Below are 18,960 nucleotides of genomic sequence, written 5' to 3' on the forward strand. Positions count from 1 at the left end.
CCTGTGATATCTAGCTTTCTTAATTTTAAATTGGTAAGTAGTTAAACATAATTAATTACACAAAGTCATTGCGAATGGAGCGAAGCGAAATGAAGCAATCGCAAGGGCTGGGATTGCTTCGCTTCGCTCGCAATGACTGTAATTAATTTTGTGTGGTTACTTATTATCTGTGCAAAATGTGGCCAATGTTAAGAAAAATTTCAGTTACGAGAAATTTTATCTAGCCACGTTGAAGTTTCAAATTGAGTTTAATAAGGGATTGATATGCGCTTACCTATAACTATTGGTGCAATCTTGGTAGCATCTTTAAGTTTCAATGCTCCGGTATTCTCTGCATCTCCTGTGCAAGTAGTACAAACATCACCAAATTCTAACTTAAAGCAGTTAAGAATTAATGAGCAATTATGGAATCGCCAAAACATCAAAAACTACCGTTACACGGTAACTAATAATTGTTTTTGTGCGCCTGAATTTCGAGGCCCATCAATCATTGAGGTACGCAACGGTATCACAGTTTCTATCACAAATGCCGCAACTGGTCAGGCAGTAAATCCTAGTTTATTAAAACCATATAGCACCGTTCCTAGACTTTTTAATTTGATTAGAAATGCGATTCGTGAAAGCTCGGAATTAACTGTGACATACAATCCACAACGTGGTTATCCGACTCAAATTAATATTGGTAATCTTGCTGCTGATGCTGGAATTTTCACGACAATCAGCAATTTTGAAAAACTTCGTTAAGGTGCAGATTGGGTGGAGGAATGGAAACCAATATTATCAAGACTCGATTGGGTTTCATTTCGTTCCACCCAACCTACTTTTCTATCACCTGTTGTTGCTCACTCTGACTGGAATTTCAATGATAAACTCTGCTCCCTTATCTGGCTCAGATTTGACAGAAATATTACCATGATGACTTTCGATAATTTGATAGCTAATTGCTAAACCTAAACCAGTGCCTTTATTTACAGGTTTAGTTGTAAAGAAGGGGTCGAATATTTTACTTTGAATTTCTGGGGCAATTCCAGAACCATTATCGATAATTCTAACTTTGATGGTTTCTGATTCTGTAACTTCTGTTTTAATAATAATTTGCTTTTGATATGCTGAGTTGTCAGTTTCTAATAAACTATCAATCGCATTATTAATAATATTGCTAAATACTTGGTTTAATTGGGCTGCATAACATTCAACTAGGGGTAATGTTGAATATTCTTGAACTATCTCTATTTCTTGCTTGAGACGATGATTTAGTAAAGATAATGTACTTTCAATACCTTCATGAATATCTACCGCTTTTTGATCGGCTTGGTCGAGTCGAGAAAAGTTTCTTAAAGAAAGGATAATATCTTTAATTCTGTCAGTTCCAACTCTCATAGAAGAGAGAATTTTTTGAAAGTCATCTACAATAAAATCTAAGTCTACATCACCAATTTTCTCTTGAATCAATTTTTCTGCTTCGGGATATTCTTTTTGATAGATTTCAACTAGCCGTAAAATAGTGTGAATATGTTCGTTGAGATAATTAAAATTGCCATGAATAAAACTCACAGGGTTATTAATTTCATGGGCTAAACCCGCAACCATTCTGCCTAAACTAGACATTTTTTCTGTTTGAATAAGTTGCACTTGAGTTGCTTGCAATTTATGGAGTGTACTTTCGAGTTCTTGTGCTTGTAGTTTCGCTGTTGCTGTGGCAGTTGAGAGCGCCTTTAAATTATTAAAAGCTTTGGAATGATAACGAACACGGGCAATTAATTCTATCGCATCTGGTAACTTAATTAAATAGTCGTTAGCTCCCGCAGCAAAGGCTTCCGCTTTGAGTATTGGTTCTTCTTTACTGGATAACATAATGATGGGAACTTCCTGCGTTGATGGATGAGAACGAAACCAACGCAACAGCATTAAGCCATCCATATCGGGCATAATTAAATCTAACAAAATGACCGTTGGCTCAAGTGCGATCGCACTTTGCAAAGCCTGTGATGGTTCACTAACATAATTACAAGTAATATCGGTTTCCTTGGCAATCATGCGATTAATTGCCTCACCAAATATTGCCTGATCATCAACTAATAATATTTTGACATCTTCGGTTGGTAATTTTAATTCTTCCAGTAAATCTGGTGATGCTAACTGCATATTTAAATTAGGTAATAGCATTTGATATCCTTAGTGTCAAAGATAGGGATATTAATTGGATGGTAGCCAATTAGGAGAGCAATCAAGAACTATTAAATTTCTAATAATTTGTGAGTTTATTATAACTTAATATATATGAAAGTAAATATGGCTTTAGATATAACTAAACCGATGTTAGTTAATCAAAAATAACTAACAAAATTCACGAATATTCAGTATTTTTTCAGAAAAAATATCGTATATTTACTGTGGTCAAATTAATTTAATGGGGTTTAATTGTCCGACATCCGTAATATCTTGGTACAAGCAGCAGCGATCGCATCAACTGGTAAAACTTCCACAGCCGCTTTTAATTCTACAGCCGCTTTTGGCATTCCATAAACAATGGAAGTTTCCTGATTTTGGGCGATGGTATGCCAACCTGCATCGCGTAAAACCTTCAAACCTTGAGCGCCATCTCTTCCCATCCCAGTTAGTAATACCCCAATTCCTGACTCTAGCCAATGTTTTGCCACACTTTGAAATAAAACATCAATAGATGGACGATAAAGACAATTGGCTGGTTGTTCCGCATAGTCAAAACTCAGGTTACTCGTGATCACTAAATGTTGATTTGTCCCAGCTAAAAAAATTTTGCCTGGTTGTGGTCTAGAACCTGTAGTTGCGATTTCCACAGGTAAGATAACTTGTTCATTTAACCAAGCGGCAAAACCTGGAGTAAACTGAGCATCTAAATGCTGCACAATCACAATAGCAGCTGCAAAATTTTGCGGAAATTGTGCCAGAATCTTCACTAATGTTTGGGGGCCGCCAGTGGAAGCGCCAATGACAATTAGTGGTGGTGATAATTTCGGCAAAGATGACAGTTTTTTGACTGTTCGCACCTGGGGAGATTTACCAAGTAATTTAGCGATGGTACGAATTTTGTTTAACAGCCCTGTGCTACCCTCAGCAGGTGTATTGATAGCATCTAAAGCACCATAGTGCATTGCTTCCAAGACTTTAGCCGCATAGCGATTAATACTCGCAGTCACAATAATAATTGCACAGGGTGACTGACTCATAATTCGCCTTGTGGCTTCCACTCCATCCATACAAGGCATCAAAATATCCATCAAAATTAAGTCAGGGGTATCAACTGCACATTTGCTCACCGCTTCTGCACCATCGTAAGCCACCCAAGCCAAATCATACTCCGGGATTGTGGCTAAGATTCGCCGCATCGCTTCCACCATCATCCGCATATCGTTGACAATGGCGATTCTCATAAAGTCGGGAGTGGGGAGTGGGGAGTGGGGGGTGGGGAGTGGGGAGTGGGGAATGGAGAGTGGGGAGTGGGGAGTGGGGAGTGGGGAGTGGGGAATGGGGAGTGGGGAGTAGGGAGTGGGGAGTGGGGAGTGGGGAGTGGGGAGTGGGGAATGGGGAGTGGGGAGTAGGGAGTGGGGAGTGGGGAGTCGGGAGTGGGGGGTGGGGAGTGGGGAGTGGGAGAAATTTTTATATCTTGTTGGTGAATGCTGTTCATAGAGTCTTAACCCTGACCAATCAGGTCAATTACGGCTTGTAATAAAGTGTCATCATGAAAGCTGCTTTTGGTGAGATAGTAGTCTGCACCTGCTTCTAAGCCTTGAATGCGGTCTTCTTGGCGGTCTTTGTAAGAAACAATAATTACGGGGATATTTTTTAACTGGGGATGGGTTTTGATTTGGCTGGTGAGTTCAAAACCATTCATCCTGGGCATATCAATATCTGTAATTACTAAATCATAATCGCTAGTGCGTAGGGCGTTCCAACCATCCATCCCATTGACGGCGACATCAACTTGGTAATGGTGATTTTCTAAAAGCTTGCGTTCCATTTCCCGGACGGTAATTGAATCATCTACAACTAATATGCGCTTGTGAGTTTTGCTCAATGTCTGCTGTGTTGATTGATTTACTTGACTTAGTTGACCACTAGCAACCACCTTGGTCATAGAACGAACTAAATCTTCGACATCGATAATCAATACGGGATTCCCATTATCCATGAGGGCGGCGGCGCTAATGTTGGGAATTTTCCCCAGCCTGGAATCTAAAGGTCGGACAACTAAAGTGTATTCACCAATAAAGCGGTCAACAACTAGTCCATAATGATGGAGGCGATCGCTAATCACCACCACTGCTAATAATTCTGGATTTTCCGCAGTTAAGGGTAACTCAAAAACTTGCCGCGCGGAAATCAATTCTACTGGTTGATGATTCAGCCAAAAAAACGGGCGATTTTCTGACAGCGCAATTTCTGATGGCGATAACATCAAAACTTGATCAATTCGAGTTAACCCAAAGGCGTAAGGTTCCTCGGCAATCTCTACTAATAAGGTACGCACAATAGATAAAGTTAGGGGTAACTGCAAATAGAAACTCATCCCTGTTCCTGGTTGAGAAACTGCCCTGACTGTGCCGCCAACTTCCCGCACGGTATTATGGACAATATCTAAACCCACACCCCGTCCAGAAATTTCGGTAATAGTTTGTGTGGTGGAAAATCCTGGTAATAGCAAAAACTCCATTAACTCTGCTTCAGTTAATTGCATGGCCATATCTGCGTTTACCAGTTGTTTTTTGACAACTTCTTGACGCAAAAACTCCAAATCAATTCCCCTCCCATCATCAGAGATGGTGATAAATAACATCCCCGCCCGATGGACAACTTCAATGGTAATTGTGCCTGCTTCAGATTTACCTTGGGCTATCCGTTCTGGAGGAGATTCTATACCGTGATCAACAGCATTGCGGAGGATTTGGGTTAAGCAAGCTTCTAAGCGTTCCAAAATATCCCGATCTACCAAGGTATGCTGACCCTTGATTTCGAGGTTCACGCGCTTACCCAACTGTCTGGCTAGGTCACGTACCATGCGCGGAAACCCTTGCCAGCCCTCGGAAAAGGGACACATCCGGGTAGTAATTAGTTCTCGATACCAACGATGGGCGAGGTTTTCGGAACGCTGGGCAAAGGATTCTAATTCGGTGTGTCGATCGCTAATTAAACGGGTACATTCGCTGGTTTTTTGATGTACTGTACTTAAATGTTCTTGAATATGTTGATCTAGGGTGCGATCGCTAAATAATTCTTGTAATTTAACTATTAATTTCAATAACTCGATTTGATTGGTTCTGACTTGGACAAATGATTCGCTAAATGACTCTAACCATTTACTGCTAACAATGGTTTCCCCGGCCAATCCCATCAAGCGACTGAGATTATCTGTACTCACCCGCACGGTTTGGTTTTGGGGACTGACTAAGGCTTCTGGTTGACGGACTTCGAGTGGGGGCGGGGGCTGTATAATATCTTGGGCTGGGATATTCACAGTTGTGGAAATATTAGCGATCGCCTTGACTAAAGCTTGAATCTGCGGCTGGTTTCCTGGTTGTAGTTCGGCATTGGTGGCGATGTTTTGCAACATATCCACCCCTTGCAACAATACATCAATATCATCTGCGGTTAAATTCACCTTGCCAACTTGTGCCGCACTAAAACAATCTTCCATCACATGGGCTAAGGTGACGGCTGGTTCAAGTTGGACAATTCTTGCAGCACCTTTAATACAATGGGCAGCCCGCATTAAAGCCGCTAATTCTGATTTGGGATCAGGATTGGTTTCCAGCGCCAGTAAACAATTGTTCAGCACCACAACCTGAGTTGTGACTTCCATTTTGAACAAATCAAATAAGGATAACTGACTGAGGTCAGCGTTTTCGCTCATTACTGTGCCTTCTTCGCCAAATTGGTAAATAACAATTCATCATCCAAATAACTGACAGTACGCACTGTGGGCAGATTCAGAGGTTGCCAGGAAAATAAACCTTTGGTATAAGTTTGAGTGACATTACGTAACACATCACGCAATTCTCGTCGATGAAATCTGTGGACACCATATATTTCATCCACCGGAAACACCCAAGCATTACCAGCTTTTTCGATAACTGCCATTCGGGAATGAGATACAGGACTCAGACTTGCTTGGGGTGGTTCACTGGGTTCAATTTTTAACAAATGACTTAAGGAAACACATAAAAGCAATTCACCCCGAATGTTAATTAATCCTCGTAAGACTTGGTTGTGGCGATGGGGTAGGGTATGAATCACACTCGGAGGTGTGGTTTCTTTAAACACCTGTGCCGGCAGTGCCAACCATTCTTGATGCAACCGAAAAATTACTACTGTTAGAGTTTCACTGGTTCGCACCGCGTAGGTAGGTAGATGCGGTTTTTTCTGGGCGGGAGATTCCGCAATGAATTGTGTCCACTCATGACGATATTTTTCTGGTGTTGGGCGTTCTAGTAAACAGCGACCAGCCGCCGAATAAACCGGACAGTTGCGACAATGAATATGTGTAGATAATTCCGCACAAGTGCGATCGCCCTCAATGCCAATTAAATTCCAACAACTTTCTACTTGAGTGGTCATAAGTCAATGGTCATATCTCTTGATTAAGCTGCTACATCAACTGGGGTGAAGGATGAAAAATCATCACTTTTGACTTTAAACACAGAAACTTCTTGGCGTAAACCACGAGCGACTTGATTAAGTTGGGCAAGCGCCTGATTAATTTCCCGCAGAGAATCGGCAGTTTGAATTGAGGTACTGCTTAACTGCACCATTGCATCACTAATTTGTTGCGCTCCTAATGACTGCATTTCCATTCCCTGATTCACCGCCGCAAAATGGGGATTTAAGTCTTGTACCTGCTGAATAATCTGCCCAACTTGGCTACTAATATGGCTGACATCTGCCACACTCCGCCCGACTTCCACCGCAAATTTATCCATTTCCATCACCCCTGTTGACACCGAAGATTGCATTTGTTTGACCATCTGTTCAATATCTAATGTGGCGACTGCGGTTTGGTCTGCTAATCGGCGAATTTCTCTAGCTACTACCGCAAACCCTAAACCATATTCTCCAGCTTTTTCTGCTTCAATGGCAGCATTTAACGAGAGCAAGTTCGTTTGGTCGGCGACTTTAGTAATTGTTAAGACAATATTATTAATGTTGTTAGCTTTTTCGCTAATAATCCCTAGTCGCGTGGCGATGGTGTTTGTGGCTGTCGCTAACTGACGCATACTTGTTTCCATGCGCTGCAAGTCTGTTTGACTGATGTTCGCGGCTGTGGTTGTCGCTTGGGACATTGTGACCACTTGTTCCATTGTGTGCGCTAGTTCTTTGGAGGTGGCGGCGATTTCTTTGGCTGTGGCTGTGACTTGGTTTGTTGATGCTACTTGTTCTGTGAGTGTTGTTTCCAATTGTTTGCCGGCTGCGGCTATTTGTGTGGCTGAGGTTGTGACTTGAATACCTGAACCTTGGACTTGGCGAATCAAGGTACTCAATTTCTGTTTCATTGTTTGGAGTGCTGCCATTAGCTGATTAATCTCATGATTGGCAGTGACTTCTACATTACTGGTAAAATCTCCCGCCGCTACTTTGTCAGCTAAATGAAAAGCTGTTTGCAAAGACCGCGCCAACTCCCGACTAGGAATTAAGATAATTGCCAAACAAACAGTTATAGTTACAATCACAATCCCCAAAAAAGTTCCCCAATTCACCAAGACAGCAACACGTTGAATTTGACTAGCTTGCTTTTGTCTTTCGACTAAACTTTGGTCTACCACCGCTAACATCTCATTCATTTTGAGTCTGATGTCATCCATCAAATTTTTACCTTGATCGGATAAAATCAGAGCCAATAATTCTTTTTCCTGCCCAAGTCGCCGCATTTTAATAGTTGTTTCTAGTTCAGCCATTTTTGCTTGGCTTAATTGTTCAATTTCCCCCAGAGTTTTAACTTGTCGTGAATTATCTAAAATTTTGCTTCTGACTTGAATAAAAGTATCTTTTAACTTGAATTGAGCTAATTTATATGGTTCCAAATATCTTTCTTCTTTAGTAAGAATGAAGCCCCTCTGACCTGTTTCAGCATCAAGTAAAAATTTTTCCAGTTCCTTTAACTGAGATTTGATGGCATAAGTTTGATTCACCCAATTATTCGATGCTATAAGTAAATTAGTATTTGAGTTAGAAATATAGCTGGCAATCCCTGTTAACCCAACAATAAGCGTACATCCACCCATGATAAAATGATTGATTTTTATACCTCGCGGCATCTTATTTTCCTTTGTGATTATTTGTTATTCTAGAAATAGAAATTAATAACTAATCAATCAGAAAATTCATAATTTAAGCATTTAATTCCACTACAACAGCTAAACCTCGGTTAATTAGCCATTAATAGCCTTTGTTGCGGGAAATTGGCATCCGTAATTCGAGGATAATTATTTTGAAATTACGATAAAGTCGGTACTACAGCATTGCTATTAACTTTAAACACAGAAACTTCTTGGCGTAAACCACGAGCGACTTGATTAAGTTGGGCAAGCGCCTGATTAATTTCTCGCAGAGAATCGGCAGTTTGAATTGAGGTACTGCTTAACTGCACCATTGCATCACTAATTTGTTGCGCTCCTAATGACTGCATTTCCATTCCCTGATTCACCGCCGCAAAACGTGGGTTTAAGTCTTGCACCTGCTGAATAATCTGCCCAACTTGGCTACTAATATGGCTGACATCTGCCACACTCCGCCCGACTTCCACCGCAAATTTATCCATTTCCATCACCCCTGTTGACACCGAAGATTGCATTTGTTTGACCATCTGTTCAATATCTAATGTGGCGACTGCGGTTTGGTCTGCTAATCGGCGAATTTCTCTAGCTACTACCGCAAACCCTAAACCATATTCTCCGGCTTTTTCTGCTTCAATGGCAGCGTTTAACGATAGCAAGTTGGTTTGGTCGGCAACTTTAGTAATTGTTAAGACAATATTATTAATGTTGTTAGCTTTTTCGCTAATAATCCCTAGTCGCGTGGCGATGGTGTTTGTGGCTGTTGCTAATTGACGCATACTTGTTTCCATGCGCTGCAAGTCTGTTTGACTGATGTTCGCGGCTGTGGTTGTCGCTTGGGACATTGTGACCACTTGTTCCATTGTGTGTGCTAGTTCTTTGGAGGTGGCGGCGATTTCTTTGGCTGTGGCTGTGACTTGGTTTGTTGATGCTACTTGTTCTGTGAGTGTTGTTTCTAACTGTGTACCCGCAGCACCTACCAGGGTGGCTGAGGTTGTGACTTGAATACCTGAACTTTGGACTTGACGAATCAAGGTACTCAACTTTTGCAACATAATCTGAAAAGATGCCATGATTTGACCAATTTCATCTTTGGTCTTCAATTCGCTCTCAGGCAAAGATAAAGTGAAATCACCAGCAGAAATCTGCTCGGCGACATCTACAACCTGAGAAACTCGACTACCCAAAGACCGAGAAATGATGGAAGTGACAAAAAATGCGATCGCTATAGTTAATATTGTTACTAACACCGCTAATAAACTCATCAAGTTGAGCATCACTTTTGTCCCTTCAATCCGGTTGCTCATAATTTCTTTTTGGTGACTAGCAAACTCCTCATGAATTTGACGGAATTTATAGCTCATATCACCAGATTTTTCTAGATATTGCTCAATTAAAAATCTATTGTTCTCAAAATTTGGTGTTGTGATCGTATCTTTAACCAACATTTCAAATTCATTGAACATATTCTGCATTGTTTTTAATCTTTCTTCCTGAAATTTATCTTCAGCAACCTTAGAAGCAATATTCAATCCTTCTTGAAACCTTTGATTAAAAAAAGCATATCTTTCCAACGCATCTTGATATTTTTTCGGATTATATAAATATCGCCGAATTGCCAAATTCATGTTTGCCAGACTCAAGGCCATATTATTTGTCCCTATAATGGCTTCGTTTGACATTCCCACTTGTTTATAAATAATCCTGGTCTGACTACTAGTGGCATAAACTATCACACTAAAAACAAATATTAAAATTGTCGGGATAGCAAATCCTAACAAAGTTCTATCTTTAAGTTTCCAATTATCTAGCATTTTTATTTTTGATTTATCTGATCAAAGCTTACAAATACTAAGGTTCCCCAACAAAAAAGCAAACTAACAATTCAGTTATTTAAATTTTCTCTAATGTTATTAACTTACTTAAATAAGTGTGAACTTTTTGTAATTGAAGCTCGATAAGAGAGGCTAGAGGTTAGGGGCTAGTACAACAAGGCAAAAGTAAAACGGCAAAAGTAAAAAGAAATAATAACGACATCACAAGCCTTTTAGTAATTTCTTATGGTCTGTTTATTTACGCCATACTGTGCTGGGGGTTGTAAATAAGTGAAAAAATCCTAAATGAATTACAAACACCTCTACCTTGTCTACTTTGTCTACCCCGTCACCCTTGTCTCAATTATTCACATATCAAAACTGTAATCTGTAGATGCGTTGCCAAAGTAAATCAGCACTGGTTTTATCTCCCTGCTGTTCTTTGAGTAAGGCTAAATGAGTCAATCCTGCTTCATGATTAGGTTGCAGATAAATTGCTTTACGAAAAGATTCTCCAGCTTGTTCATTTTGTCCCATTGCTTGCTGTACTTCACCAAGCAAAACATAAGCTTCGGCATTGATTTGATTTTGCTTGAGGTAGTCTTTACATAGTTGAATTGCATCTTCTAAGCGACCTTGATTAGCTGCAAGTTTAGCTAAATCGAATAAATTACTATTAGAATGATTTACAGATATATCTTGGGGTGATGCAATTTCTACCTTGTTGTGAATAGTCAATTCAGATGATTTTTGTGTAGTTATCAAATCTTGGTGATGACTCAATTTTTGATAAGCGATCGCTGAAGATTGACGGACAGCGACTAATTGAGTCTTCATGAGTAATGTAGCTTCGGCAGACGCAACAAATAATAAACCTTCTTTAGCAAGTAAATTTTCGAGAATGCGAATGGTTTGTTCTCTAGTCTTACTGTCAAAATAGATTAATAAATTGCGGCAAAAAACTATATCATATTTTTGTTGATAGACACTAAAATTAGTATCGGCTAAATTACCGTTGATAAACCTTACCAAATTTTTGATTGATGATTGCAAATAATATTTAGAATCAATTAATTTAAAATAATTTGCTTGAGCAGTAAAGTTATGACCACGAAATGAGTGTTTATCATAAATTGCTGTTTGGGCTTTTAACAAACATTGTTTACTAATATCAACAGCATCAATGTGAAATTGAGTAGATGTTAACCCAGCTTCTAATAACGCGATCGCAATCGAATATGGTTCTTCACCAGTGGCGCAAGGTACACTTAAAACCCGCAACACACCTTGCGGTTTTTTAGGCAACCATTCTGATAATACATAGCTTTTGAGCAGCGCAAATGATTCTGGTTCCCGAAAAAACCAAGTTTCTGGAATAATCACATTCTCAATTAATGCTTCCCATTCTTGGGGAGAATCTTGTAAATATCCCCAATAGCTAGACATCTCTGATATACCGCAATCTGCCATTCGTTGATAAATCGCACTAGCGATCGCACCAGAACCAATTGAGTTAACATCTAAACCAATTTTGCTTCTCAGTAAAGCTTCAATGACAGATTGCACCATTATGACTGTCTTTAAATTACATCAGGCTGGAGGCTAGGGGCTAGAGGCTAGAGATTAGTGTTTTTTATTCAGAAATCAGTTAATACTAACTAATTAAACAAAATATTCATACACATTCTCATCCCTAACATTGAAGCCCTAAACTCTATTTAAAAGATTTTCCGATAAGAAATTTATTTGCTCTGTTTCCGATAACAAGGATTGAATATCAAGGCAATAAATCATTCCGCGTTCATCTACAATCATTTTGCCCAAATATGGTGCTGTATCTATCTGAATATGAGCATCAATAAATTCAGTTTGAGATTTGTGCAATGTTTCCACTACTTGTTCTGCCATCAAACCCAAAATATGTTGAGTATGATTATGTTGACAATAGTTAACTAATATAATTCGTGTACTCAAATTATCGCCACAGCTTTTACCCTGCATCAATTGACATAAATCAACAACTGGTACAACAAAACCACGGTAGTTAAATACACCAGCTAGATATTTTGGTGTGTGTGGCAAGTTTTTGAGAATAACCAATGGTATAACTTCCACAACTTCTTGAGATGCGATCGCATATCGTTCATTGCCAACCTTAAACAGTAACATGAGCATGTATTCATTTCCGTATGTTACTTATAGGACTTACGCATCAAAACTAAAAATCAAGGGTTTTGGCGAGGGTATAGGGGTGTACTGATTCAAAATCCTTACACCCCAAACCCTTTCACCCAATCTCCACAGATAATTTTTGTGCGTCAGTCCTGACTTACTCAAGTTACCCACTTTCGCCAAGAAACGAACGTGAAGAATGAGCAACATCGAAAAACTGTAGTAATATTTGAATATTTGTACAACTGATTTAAAAACTTGTGCAACTACTCAAATTGACTATAGGTGCTAGATTGAGTGTAATTGTAAATTTAGTAAAATCCCCTTGATGAGACAAGAGAGTAATAGCTCATGGGTAAAGCAGAACTCTATGATCAAGACTTCTTAGAATGGACGCAACAACAAGCTGAATATTTAAAAAAGGGACTTTGGGCAGAATTAGACGTTAAAAATTTGGTAGAGGAATTAGAAGCGTTGGGGCGCAGTGAACAAAGGGAACTTGGTAGTTACTTACAAGTGCTAATGATGCACTTACTAAAATGTCAGTACCAACCTGAGAAAAGAACGCAAAGTTGGAATAATACACTTTCTAACTGTCGAGATAAAATTCAAGATTGTTTAGAAGATACACCAAGTTTGCAACGTTTGATTCAAGATTTAGAGTGGGTGGAGAAATACTATCTACGTGCGCGTAGAGATGCGGCAAAGGAAACGCAAATACCAATAGAAATATTTCCAACTGAATGCCCTTACACAATATACCAGATTCTCGACCCGGATTTTATCAGTTGTTAAGTTGAAATAAACTATAATAAAATACTTCAAATGTCTATCAATATCACCTTTCACAAAACAGGCCAAGAGATTAAACAAGCCATAGCACAACGTCAACAGCAACTGCAATCACGGCTTGATAAACGCAATCAGGTGCTAAACACATTCTTGCAAGACATAAAAAAAGTCCGTTCCTACATGATTCGTAGTTCTCGATACGATTATGGTCATGGTGTTAGAAGCGGCTATACTCTCTTTTCGCAAGATGATATTTCTAGCGAGGAAAAACAAGAAATTCAGCAACTTTGTAACCGGATTTTTGAAATTGAACAAGAATTACATCGGCTGGCTTTGATAGCTGCTCATCTAAAGGACGAGCAGGTTATTGAACTCACGCTTGAGGATTTGATTGGTTACGGCTTCAATGCGGGTGGAGTTGAAGGTGAAGATTTATAAGGCTATTCAATAATTCTAAAACGAAGGGCTATATCCAACAAGCTACATTTTCATTTTTGCAGTAATAGTATTGCTAATTTCTACAAATTTTGTATTAGTTGTCTTAATTTGTAATTAGGAGTAACAGTAAATATTTTATATTTATAAAATATTTACATTCATGTTAAAATAAATTATTTTAATTTATTCTGCTATTGAGAATGGTTAGCTTACCACACCCAATTCAATATCAGGGTAGTAAGAGAAAACTTGCATCAGTTATTCTCAATTTTCTACCTAATAAAGTGGAGAGATTTTTAGAACCTTTTGCAGGAACAGCAGCAATTAGTATAGCAGTTGCTTCTAAACATATTTCTCAAAGTTTTTGGCTTAATGATATTAATAAACCGCTTATTGAATTATTAGAGCTAATTGTAGAAAGACCAGAGGAAATAATAAGTGCTTATTCCAATATATGGAATGAGCAACATCATGATTCTATCAAGCATTACTTTGAAGTTAGAGAAAATTTTAATCAAACTAATGATCCAAAACTTTTTTTATACTTGTTAGCTAGATGTGTAAAAGGATCTGTTCGTTATAACTCCGATGGTTTATTTAATCAAAGTCCTGATAAGAGACGAAAGGGAACTCAGCCTGACAAGATGAGGAAAAATATAGAAGGGGTTTCTGCCTTATTAAAAGATAAATGTAGGTTTACATCCCTGGATTATAGAGAAGTTTTGGCAGAAGCTAAGAGTAGTGATTTTGTCTATATAGATCCTCCATATCAGGGCGTTTGTGGAAATAGAGATTCAAGATATTTCTCAGGAATTAATTTTGATGATTTTGTTCTAATTCTTGAACAGTTAAATCAACGTGGTGTAGCATTTGCAATTAGTTATGATGGCAAGCGAGGCACTAAAACTTTTGGTCTTCCATTACCTAAAGAGCTAGGACTTAAAAAGATTGAAATTGAAGTAGGTAGATCGTCACAAGCAACACTACTGGGAAGAGAGGAAATAACAATAGAGTCTTTATACTTGTCGCCAAATATACTACATGGACAATCTTCAGAGCTAGAGAGCTATATTAGCAAAGCAGCGAGACAGCCTACTCTTTTGGAAATGTATGGATAGTTATCAGCAGTTACCTAATGATTTCATACAACTTTGTCAGTCAGTAACAGCAAAAAGGCCAAAAGCTGTTATTGATCATATTTTGCAATATGGTTTTATTACAACGGAAGAACTGAAGGAAAGATATGGTTACAACCATCCTCCAAGAGCAGCTAGAGATGTTCGAGAACATGGAATTCCTCTCGAAACTTTCCGTGTAACAGGAAGTGATGGAAGAAAGATAGCAGCCTACAGATTTGGAGATGTTAGTAAGGCAAGGTTTTCTAGGTTATCTGGTAGAACAGGCTTATCAAAACAGATTAAAAACGAATTAATCAGGAGATATGGTTGTAAATGCTTCATCTATTTAGAAAAAGTTGAAGAGCGTGAGTTACAGATTGATCATCGTGTTCCGTTTGAAGTTGATGGAGAACCAGAACTAGCACCAGAAAGTTTTATGTTACTTTGTGGTTCGGCTAATCGAGCTAAGTCTTGGTCATGTGAGCATTGTGAAAATTGGAATAGCATTCAGGATAAATCTATTTGTTTGTCATGTTATTGGGCGTATCCAGAACATTACACACACATCGCAATGCAAGAGATTAGGCGAATAGATTTAATGTGGCAAGGAGATGACATTGAGATTTATGAAAAATTGAGACAACAGGCTATCAGTTTGGAAAAAGAAATTCCTGAGTTTATCAAGGAAATTATTGAACGGGAAATGAGACAAAATGGCGATCTCTAAAAATGGACTGTTACGTCGTCTAGCCCTCTAAAGATTTAATTTATAAATGGTCTCTCAAAAACTGCGAAAATGTATAGATGATAAGCAATTTGTGAGAAATCCGGAGATCGCATACCGTTCATTGCCAACCTTAAACAGTAACATTAGCATGTCTTCATTTCCGTATGTTACTTGCTCAAGTTACCCACTTTCGCCAAGAAACGAACGTGAATTCAATACAACTGCTCAGAAAGTTCTCATTTAGGTCAGTTTATCTGTTTGGGGAAGTAACGAACGGTATCCGTATCTCGCTCGGATCAATAAGCGGCTCAATTTAATCAAACAGCAAAATAGCAGGTAATAATTTTGGATAACTCAGTCTTAATAATTCATAGCCAATTCCAGCCATCCCATTGAACAAACCAGGATTATACATATCTTGGTGATGTGGAGAAAACAAATAGAAATAACCAGTATCGTTGGCTTTGTTGACAATAGATGCAGCTAGTTTTTGGGCATCTGCTAATAAATTTGGGTGTGAAAGCCTGGTAGCAGCTTCCAAGAGAACATCAACAATACCAAAGTTACCACAAGAGAGTCTGTCAACTAAATTTAAGTTACTGTTCTGGATGCTATTTAAACTACTTGTAATTTCTTGACAAATTTCTTCATCATCAAGTATTGTCAAACTACCCAAACGAGCTAACACAATACCCGCAGTACCATGACTCCAACCAAGGGGAAATGAATGATTTTGATTGTTGGTTTCGGCAAGCAAAAGACTACGTTCATAGGCGATCGCCTCTTTTGCACCTAACAAGAAATTACCATCCAGAGTGATATCATATAATCTCAACAAAGCATAGGCAATACCAGCCGCACCATAGGCAAACCCTGGTGACAGTTTCTTTTCTGCGGTATTCCAAGCTGTTATCCCTACATCACTGGTGATTCCCTGCTGTAATAGATGATTTCCACAGCTAACAGCCTGTTCTAAATATCTTTGTTCCCCTGTAACTTTGTGGAAGGCGAGGAATGCTAACAAAGCACCCGCCGAACCTGAACTAATATTTAAATCTTGGTCTTTGCTAATGACTTCTGGTGTGATTAAACTGGCAAATTTTTGGGCATCATCTAACAAATTCGGTTCATCTAGCAGATTACCAATCTGCACTAATCCATAGATAAGTGAACCTAATCCTGTGCAGATACCAACATCTATATTTTCAGTTAATTCTGTGGAATCATCTAAGTTGAAATTACGTAAATTTTGCCGTAATGGTTGCAATCCCTTAAGCGCAAAATGACGATATTGTTCGTCTTTGGTAACTGACCATAATGCGGCTAAGAATAAAGCTACTCCACAACTGCCATCATATAAATGATGTCCAAGGGCTTTTAACTGAAACCTGCGGAATTTCGCAACGTATTCCAAACCAATCCAAGCAGCATCATTCTCAGTAGAAAATGCCTGTGATTGAATTTTTTCAGCAATAGCGATCGCCTGTTTTAAACCTTCTTCTTGGCTCAAGGTTGTCAGATTAAGCGCAGTTGCTTGTGGTGTTTCAACACTAGCAGCAAAACTCTCTTCTAAAGGGTTAACAATACTACTATTAAAAGCCCCACGAATCACTTCTATTTGTCTGCTTAAATCATTATCACTAAGTTCATTAATTCGAGCTATTACCTGTGGAAAAGTAGACATAAGACAATCTGCAAATGGCACAGATGACAATCCAGAAAATATCTGTTCACTATCTGTAATTGCACTAAAGTATGGAATATCCATCTGTAATGCTGCTTGCAATTCTTGTTCTAGCAATGGCCAAAATAAAGGTTTATTTTGCTCAGAAATATACGCTCGACTAAGAAGCTCAAGTTTTATATTGCGGTCAACTCCATCTTTTAAATATTCGGCTCTTTGAGCATTACTTAATACAGAGGCATAAGTCTGAGTACCTCGAAACAAGAACCGAATTCGCTGATGATGAAAGTTCAATAATGGGCTATAATCACTCAATAAAAATTTTTGTTGTGCAATCATGAGAGAATATATTTTTTGAAATCCCATGATTAAATCTTCTACATAATTGTCTGGAGAGATTTGTAAATCTCCCAATTGAGGCAGATGCTTTCCATCTAAATTAATGGAGATTTCTTCATACTTCAGGTGCATTTTGTCAGTGTTAATATCGAGAAAAATAGGTGCATCATATTGACTATTTTCGACATCAGTTACCACTAATGGACTGAAATCACAAACTAATTTACCACCAAATACTACGTGCCATTGAGGTAGTAAATGAGTCTGCAAAACGGAATCCTGTACAATAAATTTCAAAGCCAATTCCACAGCATTAAAAGATTGATTAGTATCTTCTTCCTCCTTGACTGTAGGGTGCATGATCGTTTCTAAATCAATCACAACTGGATGCTCACCACAAGCTATAAGGTTCTCAAGATGACAATCATTACCTTTTAGAATATATAATAAACCTAATAAAACTCCAGTCCTCTGATAAAATCGCTTGATTGCCTGCTCATCTTCGCAAGGTGAATATTCGACAAACTCAACCCAACCATGATTGGAGCGATTTAATATTTTTAAACACTTAAATGCTAAATCAGCTTCTTGTTGGTTAAACCAAGATAGGAAATTGAAATAGGCTTCATCTATATGTAAACCCTTTGGTTTATAGACTAATTTTAAGCCAGAAGCAAAGGTAAGAATTATGACGGTGTGATGATCGTTATGAGAATCGGAAAGATTAGATTTAATTTCTACAACCTGTCCTAAATCTGCATCAGGCTGGAATAATTGCTGAATTTCGCTGTAATCTGCGGCTAAGTGTGATAAAAATTCGCCAATAGCATCAACCCAAAAATCAATGGTGATAGCTAACAGCCTAGCTATCACAGGATATTCTAAGAAAAAGGTAATGAGTCCATCCTGATTGAGCATTTGTTGGATAAATTCTGTATAGCGATCGCGCTTCACATTATCATCCGACTGTCTTAGTATATAAGCAAGAGCAGATTGTCTAGTTGCACGAAAACTAGAAAATTTTAACTCCATAGCGTGAGCAGCCATCTCAGAAAAAGTAATCAACAATCTCCGCTCTAATAACCCATGCGCATTTTCTGAAAGTTGGTGATAATTTTGTCCGGCGCGTGCAGTTAATTTTTGTCTAGCTATATAAACAAATGGTAAAAATATTTCTTCAAAGGGAATTAATTCTTCAGAATCAACGCAGAGATACTCTATACCTTGTGAAAATGCAACATCAGCAGCTTTCACACCTTCATTTAATGTTTTAGTCCAAGCAGGTAAATTAACTCGATCAACCAAAGATACAGGCGCAACAGCACGACGCGCATCTTCTAAAGTCAACCCATCCCAGGCTAGGCGATTTTCAAATTTTTGATTGTCCCCATTAGCAACAGCTTCACACCATTTTTGAAGTTTATTATTCACTAAATCATCTAAGTTTTTTAGCTGACTAACTACAAAATTAGAGCTAAGACGCTCCGATAATGTACTAGATTTTTCTACAATGCTAATTAATTGTTCTTGAGTAAATTCCATAAGATATTAAAAACGTTCTAGAAAGTGA

Annotated in this window: 14 protein-coding genes; 5 read left to right on the top strand and 9 right to left on the bottom strand. The window is 38.5% G+C overall.

Annotated features, from left to right (window positions below):
* Positions 1–264: 264 nt before the first annotated feature.
* On the top strand, positions 265–744 hold the full coding sequence (locus H6G28_RS13835; protein WP_190671427.1) for a DUF6174 domain-containing protein: 480 nt from the start codon (positions 265–267) through the stop codon (positions 742–744).
* 84 nt (positions 745–828) lie between these two features.
* Here H6G28_RS13835 and H6G28_RS13840 read toward each other — a convergent pair whose 3' ends face one another.
* The 8 genes from H6G28_RS13840 to H6G28_RS13875 form a co-directional block, all read right to left on the bottom strand.
* Positions 829–2,166 (bottom strand): ATP-binding protein, encoded by a 1,338-nt coding sequence (locus H6G28_RS13840; RefSeq protein ID WP_190671429.1) that lies wholly within the window; start codon positions 2,164–2,166, stop codon positions 829–831.
* Between the two features lie 251 nt (positions 2,167–2,417).
* The gene (cheB, locus tag H6G28_RS13845) at positions 2,418–3,413 is read right to left on the bottom strand and encodes a chemotaxis response regulator protein-glutamate methylesterase (RefSeq protein ID WP_190671431.1); all 996 of its coding nucleotides are present in this window, start codon (positions 3,411–3,413) and stop codon (positions 2,418–2,420) included.
* A 260-nt stretch (positions 3,414–3,673) separates the two neighbouring features.
* On the bottom strand, positions 3,674–5,890 hold the full coding sequence (locus tag H6G28_RS13850; RefSeq protein WP_190671433.1) for a hybrid sensor histidine kinase/response regulator: 2,217 nt from the start codon (positions 5,888–5,890) through the stop codon (positions 3,674–3,676).
* Complete coding sequence (locus tag H6G28_RS13855) at positions 5,890–6,594, bottom strand: chemotaxis protein CheW (protein ID WP_190671435.1); 705 nt, start codon at positions 6,592–6,594, stop codon at positions 5,890–5,892. The genes H6G28_RS13850 and H6G28_RS13855 overlap by 1 nt, the downstream gene beginning before the upstream one ends.
* Before the next feature lie 23 nt (positions 6,595–6,617).
* Positions 6,618–8,288 carry a methyl-accepting chemotaxis protein gene (locus H6G28_RS13860; RefSeq protein ID WP_190671437.1) on the bottom strand — a complete coding sequence of 557 codons (1,671 nt, stop codon included), beginning with the start codon at positions 8,286–8,288 and terminating at the stop codon, positions 6,618–6,620.
* A gap of 179 nt (positions 8,289–8,467) precedes the next feature.
* Positions 8,468–10,120 (bottom strand): methyl-accepting chemotaxis protein, encoded by a 1,653-nt coding sequence (locus tag H6G28_RS13865; RefSeq protein WP_190671439.1) that lies wholly within the window; start codon positions 10,118–10,120, stop codon positions 8,468–8,470.
* 375 nt (positions 10,121–10,495) lie between these two features.
* Positions 10,496–11,689, bottom strand: coding sequence for a CheR family methyltransferase (locus H6G28_RS13870; RefSeq protein WP_190671440.1), 1,194 nt, complete (start codon positions 11,687–11,689; stop codon positions 10,496–10,498).
* Between the two features lie 138 nt (positions 11,690–11,827).
* Entirely contained in the window at positions 11,828–12,289 is a 462-nt protein-coding gene (locus H6G28_RS13875; protein ID WP_242054575.1) for a chemotaxis protein CheW, read from the bottom strand.
* A gap of 354 nt (positions 12,290–12,643) precedes the next feature.
* Here H6G28_RS13875 and H6G28_RS13880 point away from each other — a divergent pair, with 354 nt between their 5' ends.
* From H6G28_RS13880 to H6G28_RS13895, 4 genes are all read left to right on the top strand, one after another.
* Positions 12,644–13,087, top strand: a complete 444-nt coding sequence (locus H6G28_RS13880) for a DUF29 domain-containing protein (RefSeq protein WP_190671444.1) — start codon at positions 12,644–12,646, stop codon at positions 13,085–13,087.
* 30 nt (positions 13,088–13,117) lie between these two features.
* Entirely contained in the window at positions 13,118–13,522 is a 405-nt protein-coding gene (locus H6G28_RS13885) for a hypothetical protein (RefSeq protein ID WP_190671446.1), read from the top strand.
* Positions 13,523–13,722: 200 nt separating this feature from the next.
* Positions 13,723–14,640, top strand: a complete 918-nt coding sequence (locus tag H6G28_RS13890) for a DNA adenine methylase (protein WP_190671448.1) — start codon at positions 13,723–13,725, stop codon at positions 14,638–14,640.
* Entirely contained in the window at positions 14,633–15,367 is a 735-nt protein-coding gene (locus H6G28_RS13895; protein ID WP_190671450.1) for an HNH endonuclease, read from the top strand. The genes H6G28_RS13890 and H6G28_RS13895 overlap by 8 nt, the downstream gene beginning before the upstream one ends.
* Positions 15,368–15,680: 313 nt before the next feature.
* On the opposite strand, the gene H6G28_RS13900 is transcribed toward H6G28_RS13895, so the two are convergent.
* Entirely contained in the window at positions 15,681–18,932 is a 3,252-nt protein-coding gene (locus H6G28_RS13900; protein ID WP_190671452.1) for a type 2 lanthipeptide synthetase LanM family protein, read from the bottom strand.
* Positions 18,933–18,960: the final 28 nt, after the last annotated feature.

Source organism: Nostoc sp. FACHB-190 (assembly GCF_014696905.1).
Lineage (GTDB): Bacteria > Cyanobacteriota > Cyanobacteriia > Cyanobacteriales > Nostocaceae > Nostoc_B.

Bases quoted from the DNA above. Each gene is read 5' to 3' on its own strand.
- H6G28_RS13835 (WP_190671427.1), top strand. From the start codon at position 265: ATGCGCTTACCTATAACTATTGGTGCAATCTTGGTAGCATCTTTAAGT.
- H6G28_RS13840 (WP_190671429.1), bottom strand. From the start codon at position 2,166: ATGCTATTACCTAATTTAAATATGCAGTTAGCATCACCAGATTTACTG.
- cheB (WP_190671431.1), bottom strand. From the start codon at position 3,413: ATGAGAATCGCCATTGTCAACGATATGCGGATGATGGTGGAAGCGATG.
- H6G28_RS13850 (WP_190671433.1), bottom strand. From the start codon at position 5,890: ATGAGCGAAAACGCTGACCTCAGTCAGTTATCCTTATTTGATTTGTTC.
- H6G28_RS13855 (WP_190671435.1), bottom strand. From the start codon at position 6,594: ATGACCACTCAAGTAGAAAGTTGTTGGAATTTAATTGGCATTGAGGGC.
- H6G28_RS13860 (WP_190671437.1), bottom strand. From the start codon at position 8,288: ATGCCGCGAGGTATAAAAATCAATCATTTTATCATGGGTGGATGTACG.
- H6G28_RS13865 (WP_190671439.1), bottom strand. From the start codon at position 10,120: ATGCTAGATAATTGGAAACTTAAAGATAGAACTTTGTTAGGATTTGCT.
- H6G28_RS13870 (WP_190671440.1), bottom strand. From the start codon at position 11,689: ATGGTGCAATCTGTCATTGAAGCTTTACTGAGAAGCAAAATTGGTTTA.
- H6G28_RS13875 (WP_242054575.1), bottom strand. From the start codon at position 12,289: ATGTTACTGTTTAAGGTTGGCAATGAACGATATGCGATCGCATCTCAA.
- H6G28_RS13880 (WP_190671444.1), top strand. From the start codon at position 12,644: ATGGGTAAAGCAGAACTCTATGATCAAGACTTCTTAGAATGGACGCAA.
- H6G28_RS13885 (WP_190671446.1), top strand. From the start codon at position 13,118: ATGTCTATCAATATCACCTTTCACAAAACAGGCCAAGAGATTAAACAA.
- H6G28_RS13890 (WP_190671448.1), top strand. From the start codon at position 13,723: ATGGTTAGCTTACCACACCCAATTCAATATCAGGGTAGTAAGAGAAAA.
- H6G28_RS13895 (WP_190671450.1), top strand. From the start codon at position 14,633: ATGGATAGTTATCAGCAGTTACCTAATGATTTCATACAACTTTGTCAG.
- H6G28_RS13900 (WP_190671452.1), bottom strand. From the start codon at position 18,932: ATGGAATTTACTCAAGAACAATTAATTAGCATTGTAGAAAAATCTAGT.